This window comes from Bacillus cytotoxicus NVH 391-98 (genome assembly GCF_000017425.1).
GTDB lineage: Bacteria > Bacillota > Bacilli > Bacillales > Bacillaceae_G > Bacillus_A > Bacillus_A cytotoxicus.
Genome location: NC_009674.1, coordinates 631,440 through 652,649, shown reverse-complemented (window position 1 = coordinate 652,649; position 21,210 = coordinate 631,440). Strand labels below are relative to the sequence as shown.

Annotated in this window: 19 protein-coding genes; 6 read left to right on the top strand and 13 right to left on the bottom strand. The window is 36.5% G+C overall.

All coding sequences use genetic code 11. From position 1 onward, the window contains the following. Positions 1-36: 36 nt before the first annotated feature. The 4 genes from BCER98_RS03210 to cerA all read right to left on the bottom strand — a co-directional run bounded on the left by BCER98_RS03210 (position 37) and on the right by cerA (position 4,533). A complete protein-coding gene (locus BCER98_RS03210) occupies positions 37-1,350 on the bottom strand; it encodes a D-arabinono-1,4-lactone oxidase (RefSeq protein ID WP_011983675.1) in 1,314 nt (437 codons plus the stop codon). Then, entirely contained in the window at positions 1,338-2,510 is a 1,173-nt protein-coding gene (locus tag BCER98_RS03205; RefSeq protein ID WP_011983674.1) for an amino acid deaminase/aldolase, read from the bottom strand. The genes BCER98_RS03210 and BCER98_RS03205 overlap by 13 nt, the downstream gene beginning before the upstream one ends. A gap of 112 nt (positions 2,511-2,622) precedes the next feature. Then, entirely contained in the window at positions 2,623-3,612 is a 990-nt protein-coding gene (gene sph, locus BCER98_RS03200) for a sphingomyelin phosphodiesterase (RefSeq protein ID WP_041810223.1), read from the bottom strand. Between the two features lie 69 nt (positions 3,613-3,681). After that, complete coding sequence (gene cerA / locus BCER98_RS03195; protein WP_011983672.1) at positions 3,682-4,533, bottom strand: phospholipase CerA; 852 nt, start codon at positions 4,531-4,533, stop codon at positions 3,682-3,684. A gap of 873 nt (positions 4,534-5,406) precedes the next feature. Here cerA and BCER98_RS03190 point away from each other — a divergent pair. After that, positions 5,407-6,561 (top strand): MFS transporter, encoded by a 1,155-nt coding sequence (locus BCER98_RS03190; RefSeq protein WP_011983671.1) that lies wholly within the window; start codon positions 5,407-5,409, stop codon positions 6,559-6,561. A gap of 309 nt (positions 6,562-6,870) precedes the next feature. On the opposite strand, the gene fsa is transcribed toward BCER98_RS03190, so the two are convergent. The 9 genes from fsa to BCER98_RS03145 all read right to left on the bottom strand — a co-directional run bounded on the left by fsa (position 6,871) and on the right by BCER98_RS03145 (position 15,434). After that, positions 6,871-7,518, bottom strand: coding sequence for a fructose-6-phosphate aldolase (gene fsa, locus BCER98_RS03185; RefSeq protein WP_011983670.1), 648 nt, complete (start codon positions 7,516-7,518; stop codon positions 6,871-6,873). 31 nt (positions 7,519-7,549) lie between these two features. Beyond that, positions 7,550-8,473 carry a ribose ABC transporter substrate-binding protein RbsB gene (rbsB, locus tag BCER98_RS03180; protein ID WP_011983669.1) on the bottom strand — a complete coding sequence of 308 codons (924 nt, stop codon included), beginning with the start codon at positions 8,471-8,473 and terminating at the stop codon, positions 7,550-7,552. A 14-nt stretch (positions 8,474-8,487) separates the two neighbouring features. Continuing rightward, positions 8,488-9,423, bottom strand: a complete 936-nt coding sequence (locus BCER98_RS03175) for an ABC transporter permease subunit (protein ID WP_011983668.1) — start codon at positions 9,421-9,423, stop codon at positions 8,488-8,490. Between the two features lie 3 nt (positions 9,424-9,426). Beyond that, positions 9,427-10,911, bottom strand: a complete 1,485-nt coding sequence (locus BCER98_RS03170) for a sugar ABC transporter ATP-binding protein (protein ID WP_041809444.1) — start codon at positions 10,909-10,911, stop codon at positions 9,427-9,429. 18 nt (positions 10,912-10,929) lie between these two features. After that, on the bottom strand, positions 10,930-11,325 hold the full coding sequence (rbsD, locus tag BCER98_RS03165; RefSeq protein ID WP_011983666.1) for a D-ribose pyranase: 396 nt from the start codon (positions 11,323-11,325) through the stop codon (positions 10,930-10,932). Next, positions 11,322-12,218, bottom strand: coding sequence for a ribokinase (gene rbsK, locus BCER98_RS03160; RefSeq protein WP_011983665.1), 897 nt, complete (start codon positions 12,216-12,218; stop codon positions 11,322-11,324). Before rbsK ends, rbsD begins: the two co-directional genes overlap by 4 nt. Positions 12,219-12,231: 13 nt before the next feature. Further along, the gene (locus BCER98_RS03155; protein ID WP_011983664.1) at positions 12,232-13,203 is read right to left on the bottom strand and encodes a LacI family DNA-binding transcriptional regulator; all 972 of its coding nucleotides are present in this window, start codon (positions 13,201-13,203) and stop codon (positions 12,232-12,234) included. A gap of 136 nt (positions 13,204-13,339) precedes the next feature. After that, positions 13,340-14,956: an MDR family MFS transporter gene (locus BCER98_RS03150; protein WP_011983663.1), complete on the bottom strand. Its 1,617-nt coding sequence runs from the start codon at positions 14,954-14,956 to the stop codon at positions 13,340-13,342. 19 nt (positions 14,957-14,975) lie between these two features. Next, positions 14,976-15,434: a MarR family winged helix-turn-helix transcriptional regulator gene (locus BCER98_RS03145; protein ID WP_011983662.1), complete on the bottom strand. Its 459-nt coding sequence runs from the start codon at positions 15,432-15,434 to the stop codon at positions 14,976-14,978. Positions 15,435-15,699: 265 nt separating this feature from the next. Here BCER98_RS03145 and glpT point away from each other — a divergent pair, with 265 nt between their 5' ends. The 5 genes from glpT to BCER98_RS03120 all read left to right on the top strand — a co-directional run bounded on the left by glpT (position 15,700) and on the right by BCER98_RS03120 (position 21,193). Then, positions 15,700-17,049 (top strand): glycerol-3-phosphate transporter, encoded by a 1,350-nt coding sequence (glpT, locus tag BCER98_RS03140; RefSeq protein ID WP_011983661.1) that lies wholly within the window; start codon positions 15,700-15,702, stop codon positions 17,047-17,049. 302 nt (positions 17,050-17,351) lie between these two features. Further along, the gene (locus tag BCER98_RS03135; protein WP_011983660.1) at positions 17,352-18,371 is read left to right on the top strand and encodes an ABC transporter ATP-binding protein; all 1,020 of its coding nucleotides are present in this window, start codon (positions 17,352-17,354) and stop codon (positions 18,369-18,371) included. After that, positions 18,358-19,284 (top strand): ABC transporter ATP-binding protein, encoded by a 927-nt coding sequence (locus tag BCER98_RS03130; protein ID WP_011983659.1) that lies wholly within the window; start codon positions 18,358-18,360, stop codon positions 19,282-19,284. Before BCER98_RS03135 ends, BCER98_RS03130 begins: the two co-directional genes overlap by 14 nt. A gap of 14 nt (positions 19,285-19,298) precedes the next feature. Further along, entirely contained in the window at positions 19,299-20,267 is a 969-nt protein-coding gene (opp4B, locus tag BCER98_RS03125) for an oligopeptide ABC transporter permease (protein WP_011983658.1), read from the top strand. A 20-nt stretch (positions 20,268-20,287) separates the two neighbouring features. Then, a complete protein-coding gene (locus BCER98_RS03120) occupies positions 20,288-21,193 on the top strand; it encodes an ABC transporter permease (RefSeq protein ID WP_011983657.1) in 906 nt (301 codons plus the stop codon). Positions 21,194-21,210 lie beyond the last annotated feature (17 nt).

Genomic DNA, 21,210 nt, shown 5'->3' with positions numbered 1-21,210 from the left:
CTAATAGGATTAAGCCTGAAATGATAAAAACATGTATCACCTTGTTTTCTTAATAGAGAATATTTTTTCTATATATGGATTTAAAAAAAGCCCTGTTTCATCTAATAACTGTCTCACCTGTAAAAATGAATGCAGCTTCGGATACATAGCTCGTAATTGTTCATATGTCATTGTATGCATTTTCCCCCAATGTGGACGCCCTTCATACTTTTGAAAGATTTGTTCTACTGCACCAAAGTAATCTGCATATTTCATACCTTTATACATATGAACAGCAATATAAGCTGAGTCCCTCTCATAAGCTGGACTTAACCATATATCATCTCCTTTTACATAGCGACATTCGATAGGAAAATGTACTTGATACTCTTTTTCTTGAATAAGCTCATAAATCTCCTTTACTACATTTCGCATATATTGAGCAGGAATACTATACTCCATTTCATAAAAAGGGACATTTCGAGATGTTGCAAAAACTCGGAAACTCTGTCCAATTATTTTCATGTTTGGTACTGCTTTTGCTGACAGTTGACTTACTCTTTTACTTATAGAAGGAAATCGTCTGCATCCATTAGATAATAACGAAAACACTTTATTCTCTAGCAATTCAATTTTTAACTTATGCCATTTTAAATCTCCTGCTTCTCTTTCTGTTTCATTCGCAAACTTTACTTGAACATGATTGGAATACGGAAAAACAAAAAATTCAAAATGACGATTTTGTTTATATTCTTCTAACTTTTCCATAACGAGAGAAAAAGGCTCTTTTCTACTTTCATAGACGAGTGAATATGCAGGAATAACTTTCAATTTTATTTTCACAATAATACCGAGCAATCCAAGTGATAGTTGAAAGGCTTTCCAGTAATCAGAATTCTCCTTTTCAGAACAAACAATAATCTCTCCCGAATGAAGAACAGCTGTAATTTCGAGCACCTGGGTTGATAGACTCCCAAATGTAATACCCGTTCCATGTGTTCCCGTACTAATAGCCCCAGCAATAGATTGCGAATCTATATCCCCTAAATTCTCTTGTGCATAACCTGTCTGTTGAAGTAACTGTCCTAAATCATATAGTTTTGTTCCTGCCCAGACTTCTACCGCCATCGCTTGCGTGTCTACGTCTACAATTCCTTTTAGTTCATCTAAAGAAACTAAAATGTCTTCTGTTTGTACAAGAGGTGTAAATGAGTGACCAGAGCCAACGATACGAATCTTTTTCTCTTTCTTTTTGGCAATATGAATTACTTCAACAACATCTTGGACACTCTTTGGATACATCGTATATTGTGGAATTCCTTCCACATTACCAGTCCAATTTCTCCATTTCTGCTCTTTTATAGAAAGCATTGGCTATCCCCCCGATATGTTGTATATTCCCCTATAATCTCTCCTTCTTTAATCCGATACAAGGAACGAAAACGCTCACATAATTCTCCTGCTTTACTATGTCGAAACAATATAACATCCCCAACCTCTATTTGCTCATTTCCTTTATAGAAAACAGGCGTTTGCACCTCACCTGCTCCTTCTAAGGACAGTAGTTTAGCTCCTTTCGGCCTCCAAACTTCTGGCTGTTTATCTCTTCCCATCGATCCTGAAGCAATGTATCCTCCTCCTAAGCAAGTATAAATATGAGGAAGTGCTTTCCTAACAATAGGTAACGCAAAACCAACAGCTGGTTCAAAACTTATCTCCTTATAATAGTCAAACAGCTTTGGAGCATAAAATGCCGAACCTACTGTAATTTCCGTAACAGATCGATCTTGTCTCGTTGTTTTTATACTTCCTGTACCTCCACCATTTACAAACCGCAATTGAATTCCTTGTGCTTGTATCCCGTTTATAATACTTTGTCTTCTTTTTGTTACCTCTACTGCCGACTTTCTTTTTAAATAAGAAATCACTTTATTCTTAAACCACTGCTTTGGTACACGATCTCCAACACCAGCAATCTGTGCCTCATATCCCATTACTCCATCCATTTGTAAATAAGGAGATTGCATAACTTGCTTCACAATTCGTAACGCTTCTGATACACTTCTCACCGGAGACCTTCTTACTCCAAAATGAAACTGATAAAAATGACTACTCATATCAATATCAATACAAACTCGAAAACAACCACCTGATTTTTCCGCGATTTTCTCTAAATAAACAACATGTTCCTTGCAATCTACCATACATGTAATGACCAATCCTTGTTTTGTCATTACACTAATCTCCGTTAAAGAAGGCTCATCATACACCGGGTATCCTAACAATAAATCATCGAATCCTTGCTGAACTAAGTACAATACTTCCCTAGGTGAAAAACACATAATCCCTTGAAAACAATGATCTGAAGCTAATATTCGTTTCATGACAGAAACAGAACGTAATGATTTACTTGCAATACGAATCTTCTTTCCACCACTCAATTGAATAACTGATTCAATATTTCTCTCTAACGCACTTTCATCAAGAAACGCACATGGTAAGGCAACCTTCTGGAATATCTCTCTTTCCACATCGTTCGCTCCCCTTCTCTATTTGTCTTATACATATTGGAGAGAAACTTCTATTTTCCTGTCACCAAACCAAATAAAAAAGTTTCTTCCACAAAGAAGAAACTTTTTTCACTTATTTCATAATGATTGTTGCCTCTACTGGATAATGATCTGAATAATCATTATATGTATATGTTTTAAACCATGAAGTGACAGACCATTCAGGAGATTTTGGCTGTAATACTTTATTCTCTAAATATGTTGGAGTCGCATGATCTTTACTTGTAACGATGTAGTCTAAATATTCCGCTGGTGCCTCTGGGAAGTTGTATTTTGCAATACTATTTGTTGTTGCATCCCAAGTTGCAGTATGTCCTGTATACGATGGTACACTTGCATGTAATGTTTTAAACATAGATTCATATTCTGACGTATGATTACTGTTTATTTTATTTACATTCATATCTCCACCAATGACTACATACTCGTCACTTGGAATATTTTTCTTTTGAATAAACTCTTGAATTTCTTTTAATTGGTTTGTGCGCACCGATGATGGTGAAATGTTTCCACACTGATTATCCTCTGCTTGTAGGTGCGTTCCAATTACGTGAATAAAACGATCATCTTTCTTAATTTTTGTGTAGACAAATCCTTTATTAGATAGATTGTCTGGCCCGCATCCTTTCTGAAATACATATTGTACCTTTTCCACAATTGGCCACTTACTTACGATTGCAACTCCTCCATCTTCAGGGGCTACAGAAGAATAATTACCTAACGTTTGATCCCACATATCTCCATTAACGCGACCTAATACCGCTGTTTGGTTTGGATACTCTTTCTTTAGATTTTGCAATAGACTGTCTGAAGCTTTATTATCAAATACTTCATTTAATATAACAACATCTTGATTTTTTATATAATTCGCTTCCCCAATTAAGTCTGCTCGCTCCTTTTGTCCCCAATTTGGATACAAATTTGTTGATAGCATATATACATTATGTGTCATTATTTTGAATGTATCGCTATCACTAGATGTTTCAGCCTGTGCAGAAGAACTATATAAGGCTGTCAAACCAATTCCAAAGCTAAGAATACCTTTTAACAACTTACTTTTCATCATTCACTACCTCCATTTATTATATTCGAAAAGACCAAATACAACATATTTGGCCTTCTCAAATTACTCTTAACGGTTTACATATGTGTCAAACCAAAGTTGAATATATCCAGCTGTAACACGTTGTGCATCCATTAAACGCTTCCCTGTCATCGGTGTAACCTCAGCACGCCATTTGTCTGCATACTCCTGTGATATAGTTGCTTTCACAAACCACTCTTTTGTATTATCATTTACAATGCCAGGGAAATCTTGTTTTGCTACTACTGCCGCTGCATGAATCCAATCTTCTGGATTACTTCCTTTCCAGTTCCAATATCCATTTCCATCTGTTACCTTATAGTTATCTTTTATTGTATCTACAAAATTTTCATATTTAGAATGAAAGCCTTGTGGATAAGAAAGATTCGTAAAATTTGCTGCATGCATTGGTTGATTCACATCTCCTAAATAATGAAGAGATAAACCTAAATAGAAGAATGCTTGTTTCATATCTTTATTTTGATAAGATTCGCCAGCAAGTTTGAAATATTTTGCACCAGTTTCTTTTGCTTGCTTAGCAAATGAGATATACGTTTTCCCGCTATCTGGATCATAGAAATGAGAAGTAAATGTACTATTATCATAATAAGGATTTTCATAATCAGCAGAATAAATACCATTCTCTAAATCTGTACGCCATTCATTTAATAATGCCAATTGCTCTTGTTTTACAATTGTTGTGTTGCGAGACATGATATCTATTGCACGATTGACAATCCATAAATGAGAATTTACTCCCTCTTGATGTCGAGCTTCAGCAGACCAGCCCTGAAGTTTTCCAACTCTATATGCCCCGTCATTTTCATGCGCAAATGCTACCGTTTGCATCGGTGCTACTAATGTAATTGCCGCTGCTAAAGCAAGTACTTTCTTTTTCATATAACAAATCCTCCATTTATCATTAAGTAATAAAAAAACATATCGTTGGGATCCTATGATTTTATCCGGTTAACCTATGACTAGAATATCTCACCTTTTATGGAAATACTATCATTAAATTAAAATATGTAAATTTTCATAATCTATTTTATTGAAAATTAAAATAATTACCCATACAATTAACTTTTAAGTAAAATTCATGTATGACATTAGATAAAAATAATTACCAAAAGCTCTATAAAGGGACCGTAGAGTGTCATGTTTTGTTCCAGTCAATATTTTTTTACCATTCTAGTTTTAGCAAATTTTCACTTCACATTAGCATTACATGAAGAATTAAAAAGAGAACAAAAAAACATTTCATTCCATCTCTTCTTTCGCTTTCCAATATCTCTAGACACAACTTAAATACCCTTACATTGTAATCGGAAATTATGAATCTACTGCAAAGAAATGAATAAAAGATTGTAAAAAAAGGGGCCCCGAACCTCAAAAAGTAGCCTCCCTCTACTGCTAGAAAAAGCTACCTTTCTTGTTGAACTTATATATTATATTAGGTGAAACAAGAATTTTCACTGTTCCTGTTCGTACAGTTGGTTCTGGAACTTCTTCTACTCATACATCACGCTGATTGTGCCAAAGTAAAGTTTTCATTTTCTGCATCCTTCTCTCTGTATACTTAATGTGGTGAAGTTTACGAATTGATTATAGTATCGCTATCCATATGTCCCTAAAAACAATGTACATTTCACAAATTTTTAACAACTACTGTACATTATTTTGTCACTTTATACTTTTTTCCACATTTCATTCAATTTCATTGCAGTTAAAATTCGCATTATGCCATAATAGCATAGGAGAGGTGAACATCGCTTGAAATATTTTATCTATTTTATTGTTATCATCGCGTTTTTAGATACATTTTCACAATTACCGATTATGAGTACTTACGCACAAAGTCTTGGAGGAACTCCGCTTATAATTGGGCTTGTCATAGGTATGTATTCATTTGCTAATATGATTGGTAACATTATTGCTGGCATATCTGTTGATAAATTTGGTGCAAAGAAAGTACTTTATACGAGCATGGGGATTACAAGTTTCATAGTTTTACTATATACCATTGTTCAAAATGGTGAACAATTGCTTGTCGTTCGTTTCCTGCATGGATTTAGTGATGGCTTCTTAATCCCTGCTGCCTTTACTTTCCTGTCCAAACAAACAAAATCTACAAAGCAAGGAAAAGCAATGGCATTATCTGGGGCGGCTGTCGGAACAGCAGCGATCGTTGGACCTGCCTTTAGCGGTATTATGAAAGCAACTGCAGGGATTCAATGGGTCTTTATCACTATTTCTACCCTCATGATGATCGGAACAATTGTATCCTTATTTTTATTGCCAAGTCATATAACAAGAACAGATACATCACGCACTCAAATGATGACAAAAGAAGATATGATGGCTTTAGTAAAGTCCGAACCATTACTACAAGCATATATCGGAGCATTTACACTGATGTTCTCGCAAGGAATTGTCACATATATGCTGCCAATGAAAGTGGAAGCACTCGCACTCAAATCATCTACAACAGGCATGATGATGAGTATATTCGGGATTACTGCCATCCTCTTCTTCTTATTGCCGACCAATCGCATATTTGATCGCTTTAATCGTTCAAAAATGATGTTAATCGGTATCACCGTCATGGCATTATCATTGTCACTGCTCGGCTTATTTACAACAAAAGGAATGATTTTCATCGTCATGATGATTTATGGAGTCGGATTCGCAATCCTTTTCCCATCGATTAATGCTCTGCTTGTTGAAAATACAACCGAAAACAACCGAGGAAAAGCATTTGGATTATTTTACGCTTTCTTTTCGTTAGGAGTAGTCGCTGGTTCTTTTACAATCGGAGCAATCGGGGCATCACCGAGTGTCAGCTTTATAATTGGAACTGCATTTTTATTAACATTTGCCGGAATGATTTATGTAAGAGGAAAAGTCAAAAAGACAATGCTAGGCTAAATGCCAGCATTGTCTTTTTATTTCCCCTCTACTTTCACTACCTGTGTTCCAGCAATGAAATCATGAATCATTCTTTCTATATTTCCAGTAAAAATCCGCTAACTTCTAACTATATCTCGACAATTTCCTTGGAAATATTTCTTTTCCTTGTATCATTTGATAAAAGTAAACATTAATTTACCATATGTTCAATACTATAAAATAATCATATAATATATGATTTCTAAAATTCTTTCTCATTCTATTTCAAATACAATAAAAATCCCCGTAAAGTATTAAAAAACACTTTACGAGGACTTTTTATAATATTTATTTCTCTTGTGTTTTCTCCCAATCTGCTAAGAACTTCTCAATCCCTTGATCTGTTAATGGATGTTTCACTAATGCACCAATTACATTTGCTGGAATTGTTGCGATATGTGCGCCATTTAAAGCAGCTTCTGTTACATGTACACTATGACGTACAGATGCTGCAATAATTTCTGTTTCAATGTCGTGAATTGCAAAAATCTCAGCTACTTGACGAATTAAATCCATACCGTTATGACCAATATCATCTAGACGACCTAAAAATGGAGATACATATGTTGCACCAGCGCGTGCTGCAAGTAATGCTTGTACGGCAGAGAACACTAGCGTAACGTTTGTACGAATTCCTAAGTCTGAGAATGCTTTTACTGCTTTTAATCCTTCTTTTGTCATCGGGACTTTTACAACAACGTTTGGTGCGATTTTTGCTAATTCTTTTCCTTCTTCAATCATTTTATCGGCTTCTAAGCTAATTACTTCCGCGCTAACAGGTCCTTCAACAACACCGCAAATTTCACGAATACGTTCATGGAAATCTACGCCTTCTTTTGCTACAAGTGATGGATTTGTCGTTACACCTGCTAATATACCTAATTCATTTGCTTCTTTAATTTCATTAATATTTGCTGTATCAATAAAGAATTTCATTTGTAATTCTTCCTTCCTTATTTTTCATATTTTATTTTTTCTTAATAAGATCCAATCCAATCGGAATGAATTTCTCCACTTTTTTACCTTGATTTACTTGTTTTGCTGTTTCCATCGCCTTTTCTCCGATTAATTCTGGCTTTTGTGCGACGGTTGCTGCCATACGTCCTTCTTTAACCGCTTTCACGGCATCATCTGTTGCATCAAAGCCAACGACAGCTACATCCATTTTGCCTGCAGATTTTAACGCTTCTAGCGCACCTAATGCCATCTCATCATTATGAGCGAATACTGCCTTCACATCACTATTGGCCTGCAAAATATTTTCCATAACAGATAATCCTTTCGCACGGTCAAAATCAGCAGTTTGCTTAGCTGCTACTTTCAATCCAGTGTCTGCCACTTCATGAAATCCTTTCCCTCTCTCGCGTGCGGCAGATGATCCCGGAATTCCTTCTAATTCAGCCACAGCAGCTCCCTCACCAACGAGCTCACGAATATAATCTCCAGCTAATTTCCCTCCTGCCACATTATCAGAAGCAATATGAGAGACAACTTTTCCTGAATTTGCAACGCGGTCCACTGTAATTACAGGAATATTTGCTGCATTGGCTGCACTTACCGCTGAAGCAACAGCATCTGAATCCGTTGGGTTAATAACAACTATATCAACACCTTTTTGAACCAAGTCTTCGACATCGTTCGTTTGCTTAGCTGCATCATTTTGTGCATCAACTGAAATTAATTCTATGCCAATATCCTTCGCTTTCTTTTCTGCTCCTTTTTTCAATGTAACAAAAAATGGATTATTTAAGGTAGAAACAGAGAATCCAACTTTAATAGTCTTATTTCGCCCTTTATCGCTAGAATCCTTTGCCCATTCTGGTGGTTCCATCGAGCAACCAGTAGTAACGACCATAATGAGTGCAACAAGTACAAGTAACCATTTTTTCATGAATTATCCCTCCATTACGCTTCTTTTCGACGATCAATTAATACAGCAAGTAGGATAACAAGCCCTTTTACAACTTGTTGGAAGAAAGATGACACGCCTAATAAATTTAGCCCGTTATTTAGCACTCCAATGATTAGTGCCCCAATAAACGTACCAACAATCCAACCTTTTCCTCCAGAAAGGCTTGTTCCACCTAATACAACTGCAGCAATTGCATCTAATTCATAAGAAGAACCAGCAGTTGGCTGTGCAGAATCTAAACGAGATGTTAATACAATACCTGCAAGCGCTGCCAAAACACCAGATAGACCATAAATCATGACTTTGATTCTTGTAACATGAATGCCTGATAATATCGCTGCCTCTTCATTTCCACCGATAGCAAGTGTACGGCGGCCAAATGTTGTTTTCTTTAAAATAAAATATAGAACTGCAAAAGCAATCATCATCGTTACAGCTGGTACTGGGATACCAAGGAAATAACCACGACCAAACATTTGGAACATGACATGATCACCAAGACCAGTGATCGGACGTCCGTCCATATAAACAAGTGTCAATCCACGAAAAATTGTCATTGTTGCTAATGTCGCAATAAAAGGTGCCACTTTTCCTTTCGCAATAATGATACCGTTTACAATTCCCATCGCAAGACCGGCTAATAATCCAACTACTATTGCCAAAAACGGATCCATATCACTTGCTAGCATTCCAGCAACAAGTGCACTTGATAATGCTAAAATAGAACCCACTGATAAGTCAATACCCCCTGTTAAAATAACAAAGGTCATTCCAAATGCAATGAGTGCATTAATCGATACTTGACGTAAAATATTAAATAAATTCGGAATTTCAATAAATGCTGGATTTAATGCCGTAATCACTACAATAATGAGTACTAAGCCGATTAAAGATCCAAGTTGTTGCAGAACATTCCCCTTTTTTGCCATCGTTTACTCTCCTCCTGTAGCTAATGCCATAATGGATTCTTGCGTTGCTTTCTCTTTCTCAAGAATACCGCCTACTTTTCCTTCATGAATGACTAGAACGCGATCACTCATCCCTAATACTTCAGGTAATTCAGATGAAACCATAATCACTGCATCACCTTGGTTTGTAAACTTATTCATAATAGAATAAATCTCTTTTTTCGCACCAACATCTACACCCCTTGTTGGTTCATCTAAAATGAACAGCTGCGGATGGATTCCAAGCCATTTTGCAATGACAACTTTTTGCTGATTTCCACCAGATAGCGATTTCACAGCTTGTTCTCCATTTGTTGCTTTCACATTCAAAAGTTTCATCATATCCTCTGTAAACTGCGCTTCCAATCCTTTGTCCATGACACCGCTTTTTGAAAGAGTTTCTAAATTAGGTAATGCAAGATTTTCTCGAATGGAAAAATCTAATACAAGTCCTTCTGATTTTCTATCCTCTGTAATAAAAGCAATTCTTTGTCTAATCGCATCTATTGGACTAGCAATCTTTACTTCCTGTCCATTGATAAAGATTTGTCCTGAGTCAAGTGGCTCATATCCAAATATAGCTTTCATAATATCTGTACGTCCAGCCCCCATTAGTCCAGCGACACCAAGAATTTCACCTTTCCTAACTTGAAAAGAAATGTTTTCAAACTTACCTTTTTTCGTTCCATTCCGCATTTCAAAAATGACTTCACCAATCTTTGCATGACGCTCTGGATAACGTTCACCAATACTACGCCCTACCATCATGCTAACTACTTCATCAAATGATGTTTCAGGAATTTGTCTTGTGCCCACATATTCTCCATCACGCAAAATCGTAATTGCATCACAAATAGAAAATATTTCTTCCATGCGATGCGAAATATAAACAAATGATACACCTTCTTTTCGCAGTTTATGAATCACTGTAAAGAGCGTTTCAATCTCACGATCTGTCAAAGCTGCTGTAGGTTCATCCATAATAATGACACTCGCATTTGTTATTAATGCTTTACCGATTTCAATAATTTGCTGTTGTCCAACCGATAATTCTCCTGCCATTGTAGTTCCTTTTACATAAAGCCCTAAATCAGCCAATTGTTGCTGAGCTATAGCATTCATTTGGCGCGAGCGCAAAACACCTGTTTTCCCATACATTAGCTCTTTGCCAAGAAACATATTTTCAGCAACTGTTAAATTAGGCAAGATGTTTAATTCTTGATGAATAAAAGCAATTCCATACTCCTCGGCTTCTTTTGCATTTTTAAATATTCTCTCTTGTCCATCGATTTTGATTTGACCACTATCTTTCTTATATACACCTGTTAAAATTTTCATGAGCGTTGACTTACCCGCTCCATTTTCCCCCATCAGTGCATGAACTTCGCCTGTTTCGATACGAAATTGGGCATTCTTCAAAACAGGGTTCCCATTGAACGCTTTTGAAATATTTTTCATTTCAATACGCATTCTCATCACATCCCTTTATTAAAAAATCACACCTGCATGTAAAATAATGTTCGCATAAGGTGTTGCTTCCCCTGTACGAATAATCGCCTTTGCCTGCTTTGTTTTCTCTTTAAACTCTTCATGCAAGACATATTCAAAATTCGCTTCTTTTAAACGTGTTTCAATTTCTTTATAGATTTCTCTATTATTTGTAGTAATCTCTTCCGCTACTGTTACTTTTTCAATAGCCATATCCTCTATTACAACTTGTAATACATCCAGAAAAGAAGGCTTTCCAAGCTCTACAGCTAAATCTATTCGCTTCACGCTATCAGGAATTGGTAATCCGCAGTCCGCGATTACAATCGTATCTGTATGACCAAGTGCCGCTAATATAGCAGCAATTTCACTATTTAATACGCCATGCTTTTTCATTTAACAATCCCCTGTACTTCCCGCACCTGTTCTCTTGTTGGCATACCACCTTGTGCACCGAGCTTTGTTACAGAAAGGCCACCGGCTATATTTGCAAAACGAATTGCTTTTTCAAGCACTTCTCCTTCTGCAAGCGAAACTGCTAATGCCCCGTTAAATGTATCACCAGCCCCTGTCGTGTCAACTACTTTTACAGAAATACTTGGCACTTGTACAATTTCTGTACCATTATGGAATCGAACTCCTTTACTTCCTTCTGTCATTAATAATTTATTTGGATATTTAGCAAGTAAGTCTTCAATCGGTGATTCAAAATCATCTAGTACAATGCGACACTCGTGTTCATTCGGTGTAATATATGTTGCCTTTTCCAAAATCCTTGTCGATAATGCTTGTGCTGGAGCTGGATTTAACATGACTGGGATCTTATGCTCCTCACAAATAGTAAGCACATATTCTACTGTCTCAAGCGGAATTTCTAACTGAAGAACGACCATATCTGCCTTTACAAGTAAATCTTTTGCACGGTCAACAATTTGCTGATTCACAAGGCGATTGGCACCTTGCACAACAACAATGCTATTATCTTCTTCTGCTAAAACGATATGAGCAATGCCTGTTGTTTCATCTGTAACCGGTACCACATGATCGATAAAAACACGCTCGTTCTCTAAATTTTTTCGTACACTCATGCCGTAATCATCATTCCCTACAGCACCTACCATAGCTACATTGGCCCCTAAGCGAGCTGCGGCAACAGCCTGATTTGCTCCTTTTCCTCCAGGTACTGTATGAAACGCCTCTCCGATTACTGTTTCTCCAGCTTTCGGTCTTTTCTTTGAAACGGCTACTAAATCCATTGAAATACTCCCTACTACAGCTATATTTGGCAACGACTTCATCTCCTTATTTCGTTGTATTTCGTTCGATAATTTCAATCGGCAAACGGTAATGTTCTGTTTCTAACCGTTTTCCTTCCATTTGTTCTAATAACAATTCGGTCGCAATACGTCCCATCTCATAAATAGGTTGTGCAACAGTCGTAATAGATGGACACATCATTTCCGCTAAAGAAATGCCATCAAACCCAATAATTTGTAAATCGTTAGGAATAGCAATCCCCTTTTGTAAAGCAGCCTTTACGACACCAATTGCAATCAAATCATTTCCTGCTACAATACCATCAATATGCGGATATTCGTCTAGTAATTTCCTCGCAACACGCTCACTATTTGCTGGGTCAAACGTACTTTCCGCAATCATATAAGAAAGACCGTATTCCGTAATCATATCAACAAAACCTTCAAAGCGTTCATTTGCAGTACTTACATCACGCGGTCCACGTATATGAGCAATATGGTTACACCCTTTCTCTAACAGTAACTTTGTTGCTTTTTGAATCCCCGCATAATTATCTGCATATACTGTGGGAATCCGCTCATTAAATAGGCGATCAATTGCCACAACTGGTACAGATATATTCATGTAATTCACGCTATTTTCAGGATTTGTTGCGACAATAAATCCATCTACGTTATTTTGTCTGAGTACATCAATATATTGTTTCTCTTTTTCTAAACTTTCATCAGAATTACAAAGTACAACGGTGTATCCTTGCTTATGCGCTACATCTTCTACAGCACGCGCAATTTCTGGAAAGAATGGATTCACAATGTTTGGAACGACTAAGCCAATTAAACGAGATTTCTTATTATACAAAGAACGCGCCACTGTACTAGGTTTATAATCCAACAGTTCAATCGCTCGTTCCACCTTTTTTAATGTATCTTCGTGAACGTATCCATTTTTATTTAGTACTCTAGAAACGGTCGCAACAGATACTCCCGCTAATTTTGCAACGTCTTTAATCGTACTCATTCTTTTCCTCCCTACCTTGTGTAACCGTTTACACGAAGTAATATAACCTATTCGCAAAAATACGTCAATCATTTCTACTCAAAAAGAGTATATGTTATACATATAATAAAAGCATCACCATAAGGCGATGCTTTTATTATGAATAGGATCCATTTGTATGTTTCTCTTCTCCTTCTACTACCTCTTCTGCACCTTTCTTTCGATCAGAAAGCTTAATCTTCTCTAAGAAAATCGTAAAGATAGCACCAACAACAGTAAATACTAATCCCGCTAAAAATACACTATGCAATGAATCCAATAACGAATTCTTCAAAATAGGAACGATACTTGTAGAAAATACTTCTGGCATTTTTTTCAATACCTCTGGACTAAACAGCATAGAATATAACCCTTGTGGATCTGTATGAATCATATCTTTAAATTTTGTTACAATCTGTCCAGCTTGTGGTGGAAACTTCTCTAATACGGGTACTAATTTTTCAGTTAAAATGGTGCTTGAAGTATTATTCATAATGGATCCTAAGATTGTAATTCCAAATGTTCCTCCAATTTGCCGAAAAAATTGACTGGATGAGGTTACAACACCAAGATTCTTTTTCGGGAAACTTTCTTGTAATGCCAATGTCAATGTTGGCATTACAAGCCCCACACCTAAACCGATAATGATCATATAAGAAGTCGCTACAAGCTTGCTTGTATGCATATCCATTGTTGTTAATAACCAGAAGCCACCAGCCATAATCAACATACCAACAATAATCTGCGGCTTCACGCCAACTTTTAAGACAAGTCGACCACCAATAATACTCGTCACAATCATTGTAATCATCATCGGTGTCATAATCGTCCCAGATTCAGCTGCACTTACTCCTACAATTCCTTGCATAAAGAATGGAACGAACATAATTGCACCAAACATTCCAATACTCATAAAGAAACCAATCGCATTCAATAGTGTAAATGTACGATTTTTAAAGAAATGCATCGGTAAGATTGGTTCCTCAGCTTTTGTTTCCACAAATACAAAGCTTACAATACCAATTAAAGCTAAACTAAACAATCCGATAATTTGCCAAGAATCCCATGCGTAATCTTTTCCGCCGAATGTTAATGCAAGTAATAAACTTACAACTCCAACAATCATCGTAAAAATTCCAGCAATGTCAATTTTAATAGGTCCTGTTTGCTTATGTGAGTGTAATCCCATCGCAATAAAGATTGTTGCGACAATACCAACTGGTAAGTTAATGTAAAACACCCATCTCCAGTTAACTGCATCTACAATCCAACCACCAACTTGCGGACCAATGACTGAAGCAAGACCATATAAAGCGCCAACAATACCTTGCCATTTCGCACGCTCTTTCCCCGTGAACATATCTCCAATAATAATCATAGCCATCGGCATCATAATACCTCCGCCAAGACCTTGAATACCGCGGAAAATAATCAATTCTGTCATACCATTTGCCATACCACATAATGCTGAACCAATCATAAAGATAATTAATCCTGTCATATATACGTTACGGCGTCCTAATAAATCCGCTAATTTACCTGCAATCGGTACAATTGTCGTAGATGTTAGCATGTAAGCTGTTACTAGCCATGTCATTAAGCTTAATCCACCTAGTTCGCCGACAATACGCGGCATCGCTGTACCGACGATTGTTCCATCTAACGCTGCAAATAATATCGCAATCACTAAACCAACCAACAATAATCCCCTTTTTTTACCACCCTGTTGTTTCATATAATCTCCTCACCTTCTCTTAAATTAGCTCTTTTTTCTCATTTGTCCCGCAAACAATTGTTTCTAATTTTTCAAACAGGCGTAATAAGTCTTTTCTTTCTTGTAATTCTAATTGCGAGAAATATTTTGCAATGTGCTCATTACGAGCATTCTTCGCATCTTCTACTTTCGCTTTCCCCTTTTTCGTTAATTCAATGATCACAACACGACGATCATCTTTATCTTGATAGCGTTCAACTAGTTCTTGATCAATTAAACGATCAATCATTACTGTAATTGCACTTGGTTTTACATACATTTTTTTCGCTAATTTTGTCGCTCGTGAGGCACCATAGTTCTCTAAAATTTTTAAAATATAAAATTGCGGTGGTGTAAGTCCTGATGCTTGCATTTGTTCCAATAACTCCATTTGCATTTTCTTTCCTATAGAGAATGCTAGAGTTTGAATTTTATCAATATGAGTAATATCATTTGGCATATTATCTACCTCTTATTTAAACAATAAAATATTTAATCTATTTAAATATTAATATCAAGAATAAAAATCGTCAATCATTTTATGATTAAAACCGTTTACATTCCTGTCACAAAGTTGTATAATTTTTCTCGAAGTTAATATTGACAGTCATGGAGAATGAGAGTATAAGACTATGGAACATAGAAAGGAACCTTTCTATTTTTCATGGTTTTTTTATTTTTCATGACATAAAATGGTTTCAACCATTAAGGAGGATTTGTAGGCTATGTTTTTAACTCAGTTGTTTAAACCTGCGCCACATAAAGAGCGCTTGCCTGCTGATCGCATCGACAGTGAATACCGCAAATTGCGCTTACAAGTGTTTTTAGGTATTTTTATCGGTTATGCAGGTTATTACTTTGTTCGAAAGAATTTTTCATTAGCAATGCCCTATCTAGTCGAACAAGGATTTAGTAAAGGAGAACTTGGGATTATCCTTTCGGCCGTATCTATTGCGTACGGAATAAGCAAGTTTATTATGGGAATTGTATCCGACCGCTGTAATCCCCGTTACTTTTTAGCAGCAGGTCTCTTTTTATCTGGTATCATTAACATTATTTTCGGTTCATTTTCTTTCATTACAACAAGCATTATCCTTATGTTTGTACTTCAATTTTTAAATGGTTGGGTACAAGGAATGGGTTGGCCTCCTTGTGGACGTACAATGGTGCACTGGTTCTCTATTAGTGAACGCGGTACGAAAATGTCCATTTGGAACGTTGCTCATAATGTCGGTGGTGCTCTTATGCCATCACTCGTTACATTAGGACTATATTTATTCGCTAATGATTGGAAAAGTATATTCTACTTCCCAGGTATTCTTTCTATTTTAGTTGGAATTTATGTATTAATTACAATGCGTGATACACCTCAATCTTGCGGTTTACCATCAATTGAAGAACATACAGGAGAATATCCAGCTGATGAGAAAGTAAAAGATCGTGAACGCGAACTTTCAGTAAAGGAAATTTTATTCAAATATGTACTGAACAATAAATTTCTATGGTACATCGCAATTGCAAATGTATTTGTATACTTTGTGCGTTACGGTGTTGTAGACTGGGCTCCTACTTATTTAGTAGAAGAAAAAAGCTTTACACATAATAGTTCTCGTACTGCTTATGCTCTATATGAATGGGCTGGGATTCCAGGTACACTTCTTTGCGGCTGGATGAGTGATAAACTCTTTAAAGGACGCCGTGCACCTGCTGGTATTTTATTTATGGTGGGGGTATTTATTTCCGTTCTTGTATACTGGTTAAATCCAGCTGGTCATCCAATCATTGATAGTATCGCTCTAGTAGCAATTGGATTCTTAATTTATGGACCAGTTATGCTAATTGGATTACATGCACTTGACTTGGCACCAAAAAAAGCAGCTGGAACTGCTGCTGGTTTAACTGGATTCTTTGGTTACCTGGGCGGAGCATCATTTGCTAGCGCTGCGATGGGCTTTATTGTAGATGCTTTCGGCTGGAATGGTGGATTTATTTTACTACTTACATCTTGCTTACTTGCAATCATCTTCTTAGCCCTTACTTTAAACACAGGTTCAGCAAAATCAAAACAAGCTTAAAATAGAACTTTATTAAAGAGCATTATTATATTTCACAAAAAACGAGAGACAATTCTTACTAGAATATCTCTCGTTTTTTCTACATATATCCCTTTTTTTCTACAAAGTATTTGCCTTATTCTCCTCCCGATATTTACGCTTTCAAAGTATCTTTTTTACTGTTATATCAACAAATTCAATCTTTGTATAAAAAGATTTTTCAATATTTTCTCAACTAGTTCTTGTCAAACAATGTCAATCTATATTAAAATAACAACAATATATAAAACATTTAGTCTTTTTAGAAAGATGGAGGGATAGCCATGAAGAATTCGCTTCTTCGCATTGAAAACTTACAGACATCCTTTCGTATACGAGATCAGTATCATGCAGCGGTTGATAATGTCTCTTTAACTGTACATGAAAATGAAATTGTTGCTATTGTCGGTGAGTCTGGATGTGGTAAGAGTGCACTTGCCCTTTCCATTATGCGATTGCACAATGAAGCTAATACAAAATTGCAAGGTCATCTTTATTATAAAGATAAAGATTTATTGACCATGTCAGCCGCAGAAATGAATAAAATACGCGGTTCAAATATCGGAATGATTTTCCAAGAACCTCTTACAGCATTAGATCCTCTTATGACAGTTGGAAAACAAATTGAAGAAAACTTAGACTATCATACAAATCTCTCAAAAGCAGAAAAGAAAGAACGCACCTTAGAACTCCTTCATCAAGTTGGGATTCCAAAACCAGAACTTACTTATAAACAATACCCACACGAACTCTCTGGCGGAATGAGACAAAGAATTGTTATCGCAATTGCAATCGCATGTAAACCAGCGCTTGTCATTGCGGATGAACCCACAACTGCTCTTGATGTAACAATTCAAGCACAAATTGTAGACCTACTAAAATCTATTCAAGAACAAACGAAAATGGGCATTATTTTAATTACACATGATTTAAGCATTGTTGCTGAGACTGCTGATCGCGTTGTTGTTATGTATGCAGGACAAATTGTAGAGACAGGTAAAGTGGAAGAGATTTTTAATCATCCTCTTCACCCATATACACGCTCTTTACTACATTCTATTCCATCTGCATATACCGAAAAAGAAAAATTACACGTAATCCAAGGGGTTGTTCCTACTTTAGCGAAACTCCCTCGCACAGGTTGCCGCTTCAAAGATAGAATTCCGTGGATTACATCTGACAAACATGAAGAAAATCCTGTTTTACATGAAGCAAAACCAGGTCATTGGGTACGCTGCACTTGTTATAAACATTTCGACTTCCAAGATAAGAAAGGAGATGACGTTACTCATGGCACTGCTTAAAGTAAATGATTTAAAAGTACACTTTCCAATTAAAGGCGGCTTCTTTGGACGCACGCTAGACTACGTGCACGCTGTTGATGGAGTGAGCTTTGAACTACAACCTGGTGAAACATACGGGATTGTTGGTGAATCAGGAAGTGGAAAATCAACTACAGGTAAAGCGATTATGCATTTAACAAAAGCAACGGGCGGTAGCATTGTTTTTAACAATAAAGATTTAACAAAATTAAGCCGTTCTGAACTGCGTGAACAAAGAAAAAATATTCAAATGATTTTCCAAGATCCATACTCATCGTTAAATCCAAAGAAACGTGTTCTCGATATTATCGCAGAGCCATTACGAAACTTTGAAAAGCTCTCACCTGATGAAGAAAGAAGAATCGTCCAAAAATATCTTGAAAAAGTTGGACTAAATCCAGAATCTATTTATAAATATCCACATGAATTTTCTGGTGGACAAAGACAGCGGATTGGCATCGCGCGCGCATTAACACTAAAACCAAAATTAATTATTGCTGATGAACCAGTATCTGCGCTCGACGTTTCTGTACAAGCACAAGTGCTAAACTTCTTACAAGATCTACAAGCTGAGCTCGGATTAACATACTTATTTATTAGTCATGATTTAGGTGTAATTCGGCATATGTGTAACCGCATCGGGGTTATGTATCGTGGTCGCCTTGTGGAAGAAGCAACAAGTGCTGAAATTTATAATAATCCACAGCACATTTATACGAAACGATTGATCGCAGCAATTCCTGATATCCGACCTGAAAATAGAAAACAAAAAAGTACGTTACGGCGGCAAGTACAAGAAGAATACGAGCAATCACATAAAAATTATTTTAATGAAAACGGCCGTGCTTATGATTTAAAACCAATCTCGCCAACACACCGGGTGGCATTACCATAAGGGAGTGATAAAACATGTGGAAGTTTATACTGCGAAGATTCTTAATTATGATTCCGCAGCTATTTATATTAAGTATCCTCGTCTTCATGCTTGCGAAAGCAATGCCAGGAGATGCATTAACTGGTAGAGCTGCAAATAATCCAAAAGCAGACCCAAAAATTATTGAAGAACAACGCGAAAAATTAGGATTAAATGACCCTGTTACAACCCAATATGTACGCTGGATTAAAAATGCCTTACAAGGTGATTTTGGTATTTCTTACGCACATAAATTAAAAGTAACCGACTTAATTGGGGAACGCCTGGGGAATACAGTATTACTCGCTCTTGTCATTCTTATTCTGACTTACTTAATTGCGATTCCACTTGGCATTATTAGCGGACGTTGGAATGATACATTAGGCGACCGACTCATTACACTATACAACTACTTAGGATTTGCAACACCTTTATTTATATTTGCATTAATTATGCTATTTCTTTTCGGATTTAAATTCCCGATATTTCCAACAGGAGGTAGTGTCGATCCGCAAATTACGACCGGTACATTTGCTTACTATATGAGTAAGTTGAATCACTTACTATTGCCCGCTCTATCTGGAGCATTAATTGCTACAGTTGGTACTGTACAATATTTGAGAAGTGAAATTATTGATACAAAACATAAAGACTTTGTACGCACAGTACGAGCAAAAGGGGTTCCGGAATCAAAAGTGTATTCTAGACATATTTTACGAAACTCATTCTTACCAATTGCAGCATTTCTAGGTTATGAAATTACCGGATTAGTTGGTGGAGCGATATTTTTAGAAAATATCTTTAGCTATCCAGGTATCGGACAATTATTTATGCAATCCATTTCCCAACGTGACTTTAGTGTCATAACAGCCCTCGTTTTATTTACTGGATTCGCAACGTTACTTGGAACTCTCCTTTCAGATATCATTCTAAGCATCGTTGACCCACGTATTCGTATTGATTAAAGGAAAGGAGGAATTTTTTCATGTTAGCAAACCCTGAAAAACAAACTGAGGTCATTCATTACGAAAAAAGCCCATCTGGTTTTTCCATCATGTGGCGCGAACTTCGTAAAGATAAACTTGCATTGTTCTCATTATTCTTTTTAGCTATTATCTTAATAGCCGTTTACACAACATCCTTTATTATGAAGCAAGAAGATATTGTACGAGTAGATTTATTTTCCATTTACTCACCTCCTTCTGCTGAACATTGGCTAGGAACAGATTACGGCGGACGCGATATTTTTGGACAGCTCATTATCGGTACGCGCAACTCCTTTACAATCGGTTTAGCAATTACTGTTATTTCGTGCTTAATCGGTCTTACAATCGGTTTAATTGCTGGCTATTTTGGAGGAGTCGTTGACAATATTATTATGCGCATTATCGACTTTGTCATGGTTCTACCATTTTTAATGCTCGTTATCGTATTTATTACACTTGTTCCTAAGTTCAATATCCTTACATTTATTTTAATTATGAGCATTTTCTTATGGACAGGAAAAGCACGGTTAATTCGCTCCAAAGTATTAACCGAAAAAGAGCTCGATTATGTATCAGCGTCAAAAACATTAGGAACGCCAAACTGGAAAATTATCCTTTTCCAAGTACTACCTAACTTAAGTTCTATTATTATCGTCAGCGTTACTTTGAATCTTGCTGGAAACATCGGAATTGAATCTGGTTTAACATTCCTAGGATTTGGTTTACCAGAAAGTACACCAAGTCTAGGTACACTTGTTAGCTATGCTAGAAACCCGGATGTACTACAAGATAAATGGTGGATTTGGTTACCTGCATCAATCATGATTTTAGTGTTGATGCTGTGTATAAATTTTATTGGTCAAGCGCTCCGTCGTTCGGCTGATGCAAGACAAAGAAAAGGTTAAGAGGGGTGGAAAAAACG

Bases quoted from the DNA above. Each gene is read 5' to 3' on its own strand.
- BCER98_RS03145 (WP_011983662.1), bottom strand. From the start codon at position 15,434: ATGCCAAATGATATTACTCATATTGATAAAATTCAAACTCTAGCATTC.
- BCER98_RS03175 (WP_011983668.1), bottom strand. From the start codon at position 9,423: ATGGCAAAAAAGGGGAATGTTCTGCAACAACTTGGATCTTTAATCGGC.
- cerA (WP_011983672.1), bottom strand. From the start codon at position 4,533: ATGAAAAAGAAAGTACTTGCTTTAGCAGCGGCAATTACATTAGTAGCA.
- BCER98_RS03210 (WP_011983675.1), bottom strand. From the start codon at position 1,350: ATGCTTTCTATAAAAGAGCAGAAATGGAGAAATTGGACTGGTAATGTG.
- BCER98_RS03150 (WP_011983663.1), bottom strand. From the start codon at position 14,956: ATGAAACAACAGGGTGGTAAAAAAAGGGGATTATTGTTGGTTGGTTTA.
- rbsB (WP_011983669.1), bottom strand. From the start codon at position 8,473: ATGAAAAAATGGTTACTTGTACTTGTTGCACTCATTATGGTCGTTACT.
- BCER98_RS03155 (WP_011983664.1), bottom strand. From the start codon at position 13,203: ATGAGTACGATTAAAGACGTTGCAAAATTAGCGGGAGTATCTGTTGCG.
- fsa (WP_011983670.1), bottom strand. From the start codon at position 7,518: ATGAAATTCTTTATTGATACAGCAAATATTAATGAAATTAAAGAAGCA.
- rbsD (WP_011983666.1), bottom strand. From the start codon at position 11,325: ATGAAAAAGCATGGCGTATTAAATAGTGAAATTGCTGCTATATTAGCG.
- BCER98_RS03130 (WP_011983659.1), top strand. From the start codon at position 18,358: ATGGCACTGCTTAAAGTAAATGATTTAAAAGTACACTTTCCAATTAAA.
- sph (WP_041810223.1), bottom strand. From the start codon at position 3,612: ATGAAAAGTAAGTTGTTAAAAGGTATTCTTAGCTTTGGAATTGGTTTG.
- glpT (WP_011983661.1), top strand. From the start codon at position 15,700: ATGTTTTTAACTCAGTTGTTTAAACCTGCGCCACATAAAGAGCGCTTG.
- BCER98_RS03170 (WP_041809444.1), bottom strand. From the start codon at position 10,911: ATGCGTATTGAAATGAAAAATATTTCAAAAGCGTTCAATGGGAACCCT.
- BCER98_RS03120 (WP_011983657.1), top strand. From the start codon at position 20,288: ATGTTAGCAAACCCTGAAAAACAAACTGAGGTCATTCATTACGAAAAA.
- opp4B (WP_011983658.1), top strand. From the start codon at position 19,299: ATGTGGAAGTTTATACTGCGAAGATTCTTAATTATGATTCCGCAGCTA.
- BCER98_RS03135 (WP_011983660.1), top strand. From the start codon at position 17,352: ATGAAGAATTCGCTTCTTCGCATTGAAAACTTACAGACATCCTTTCGT.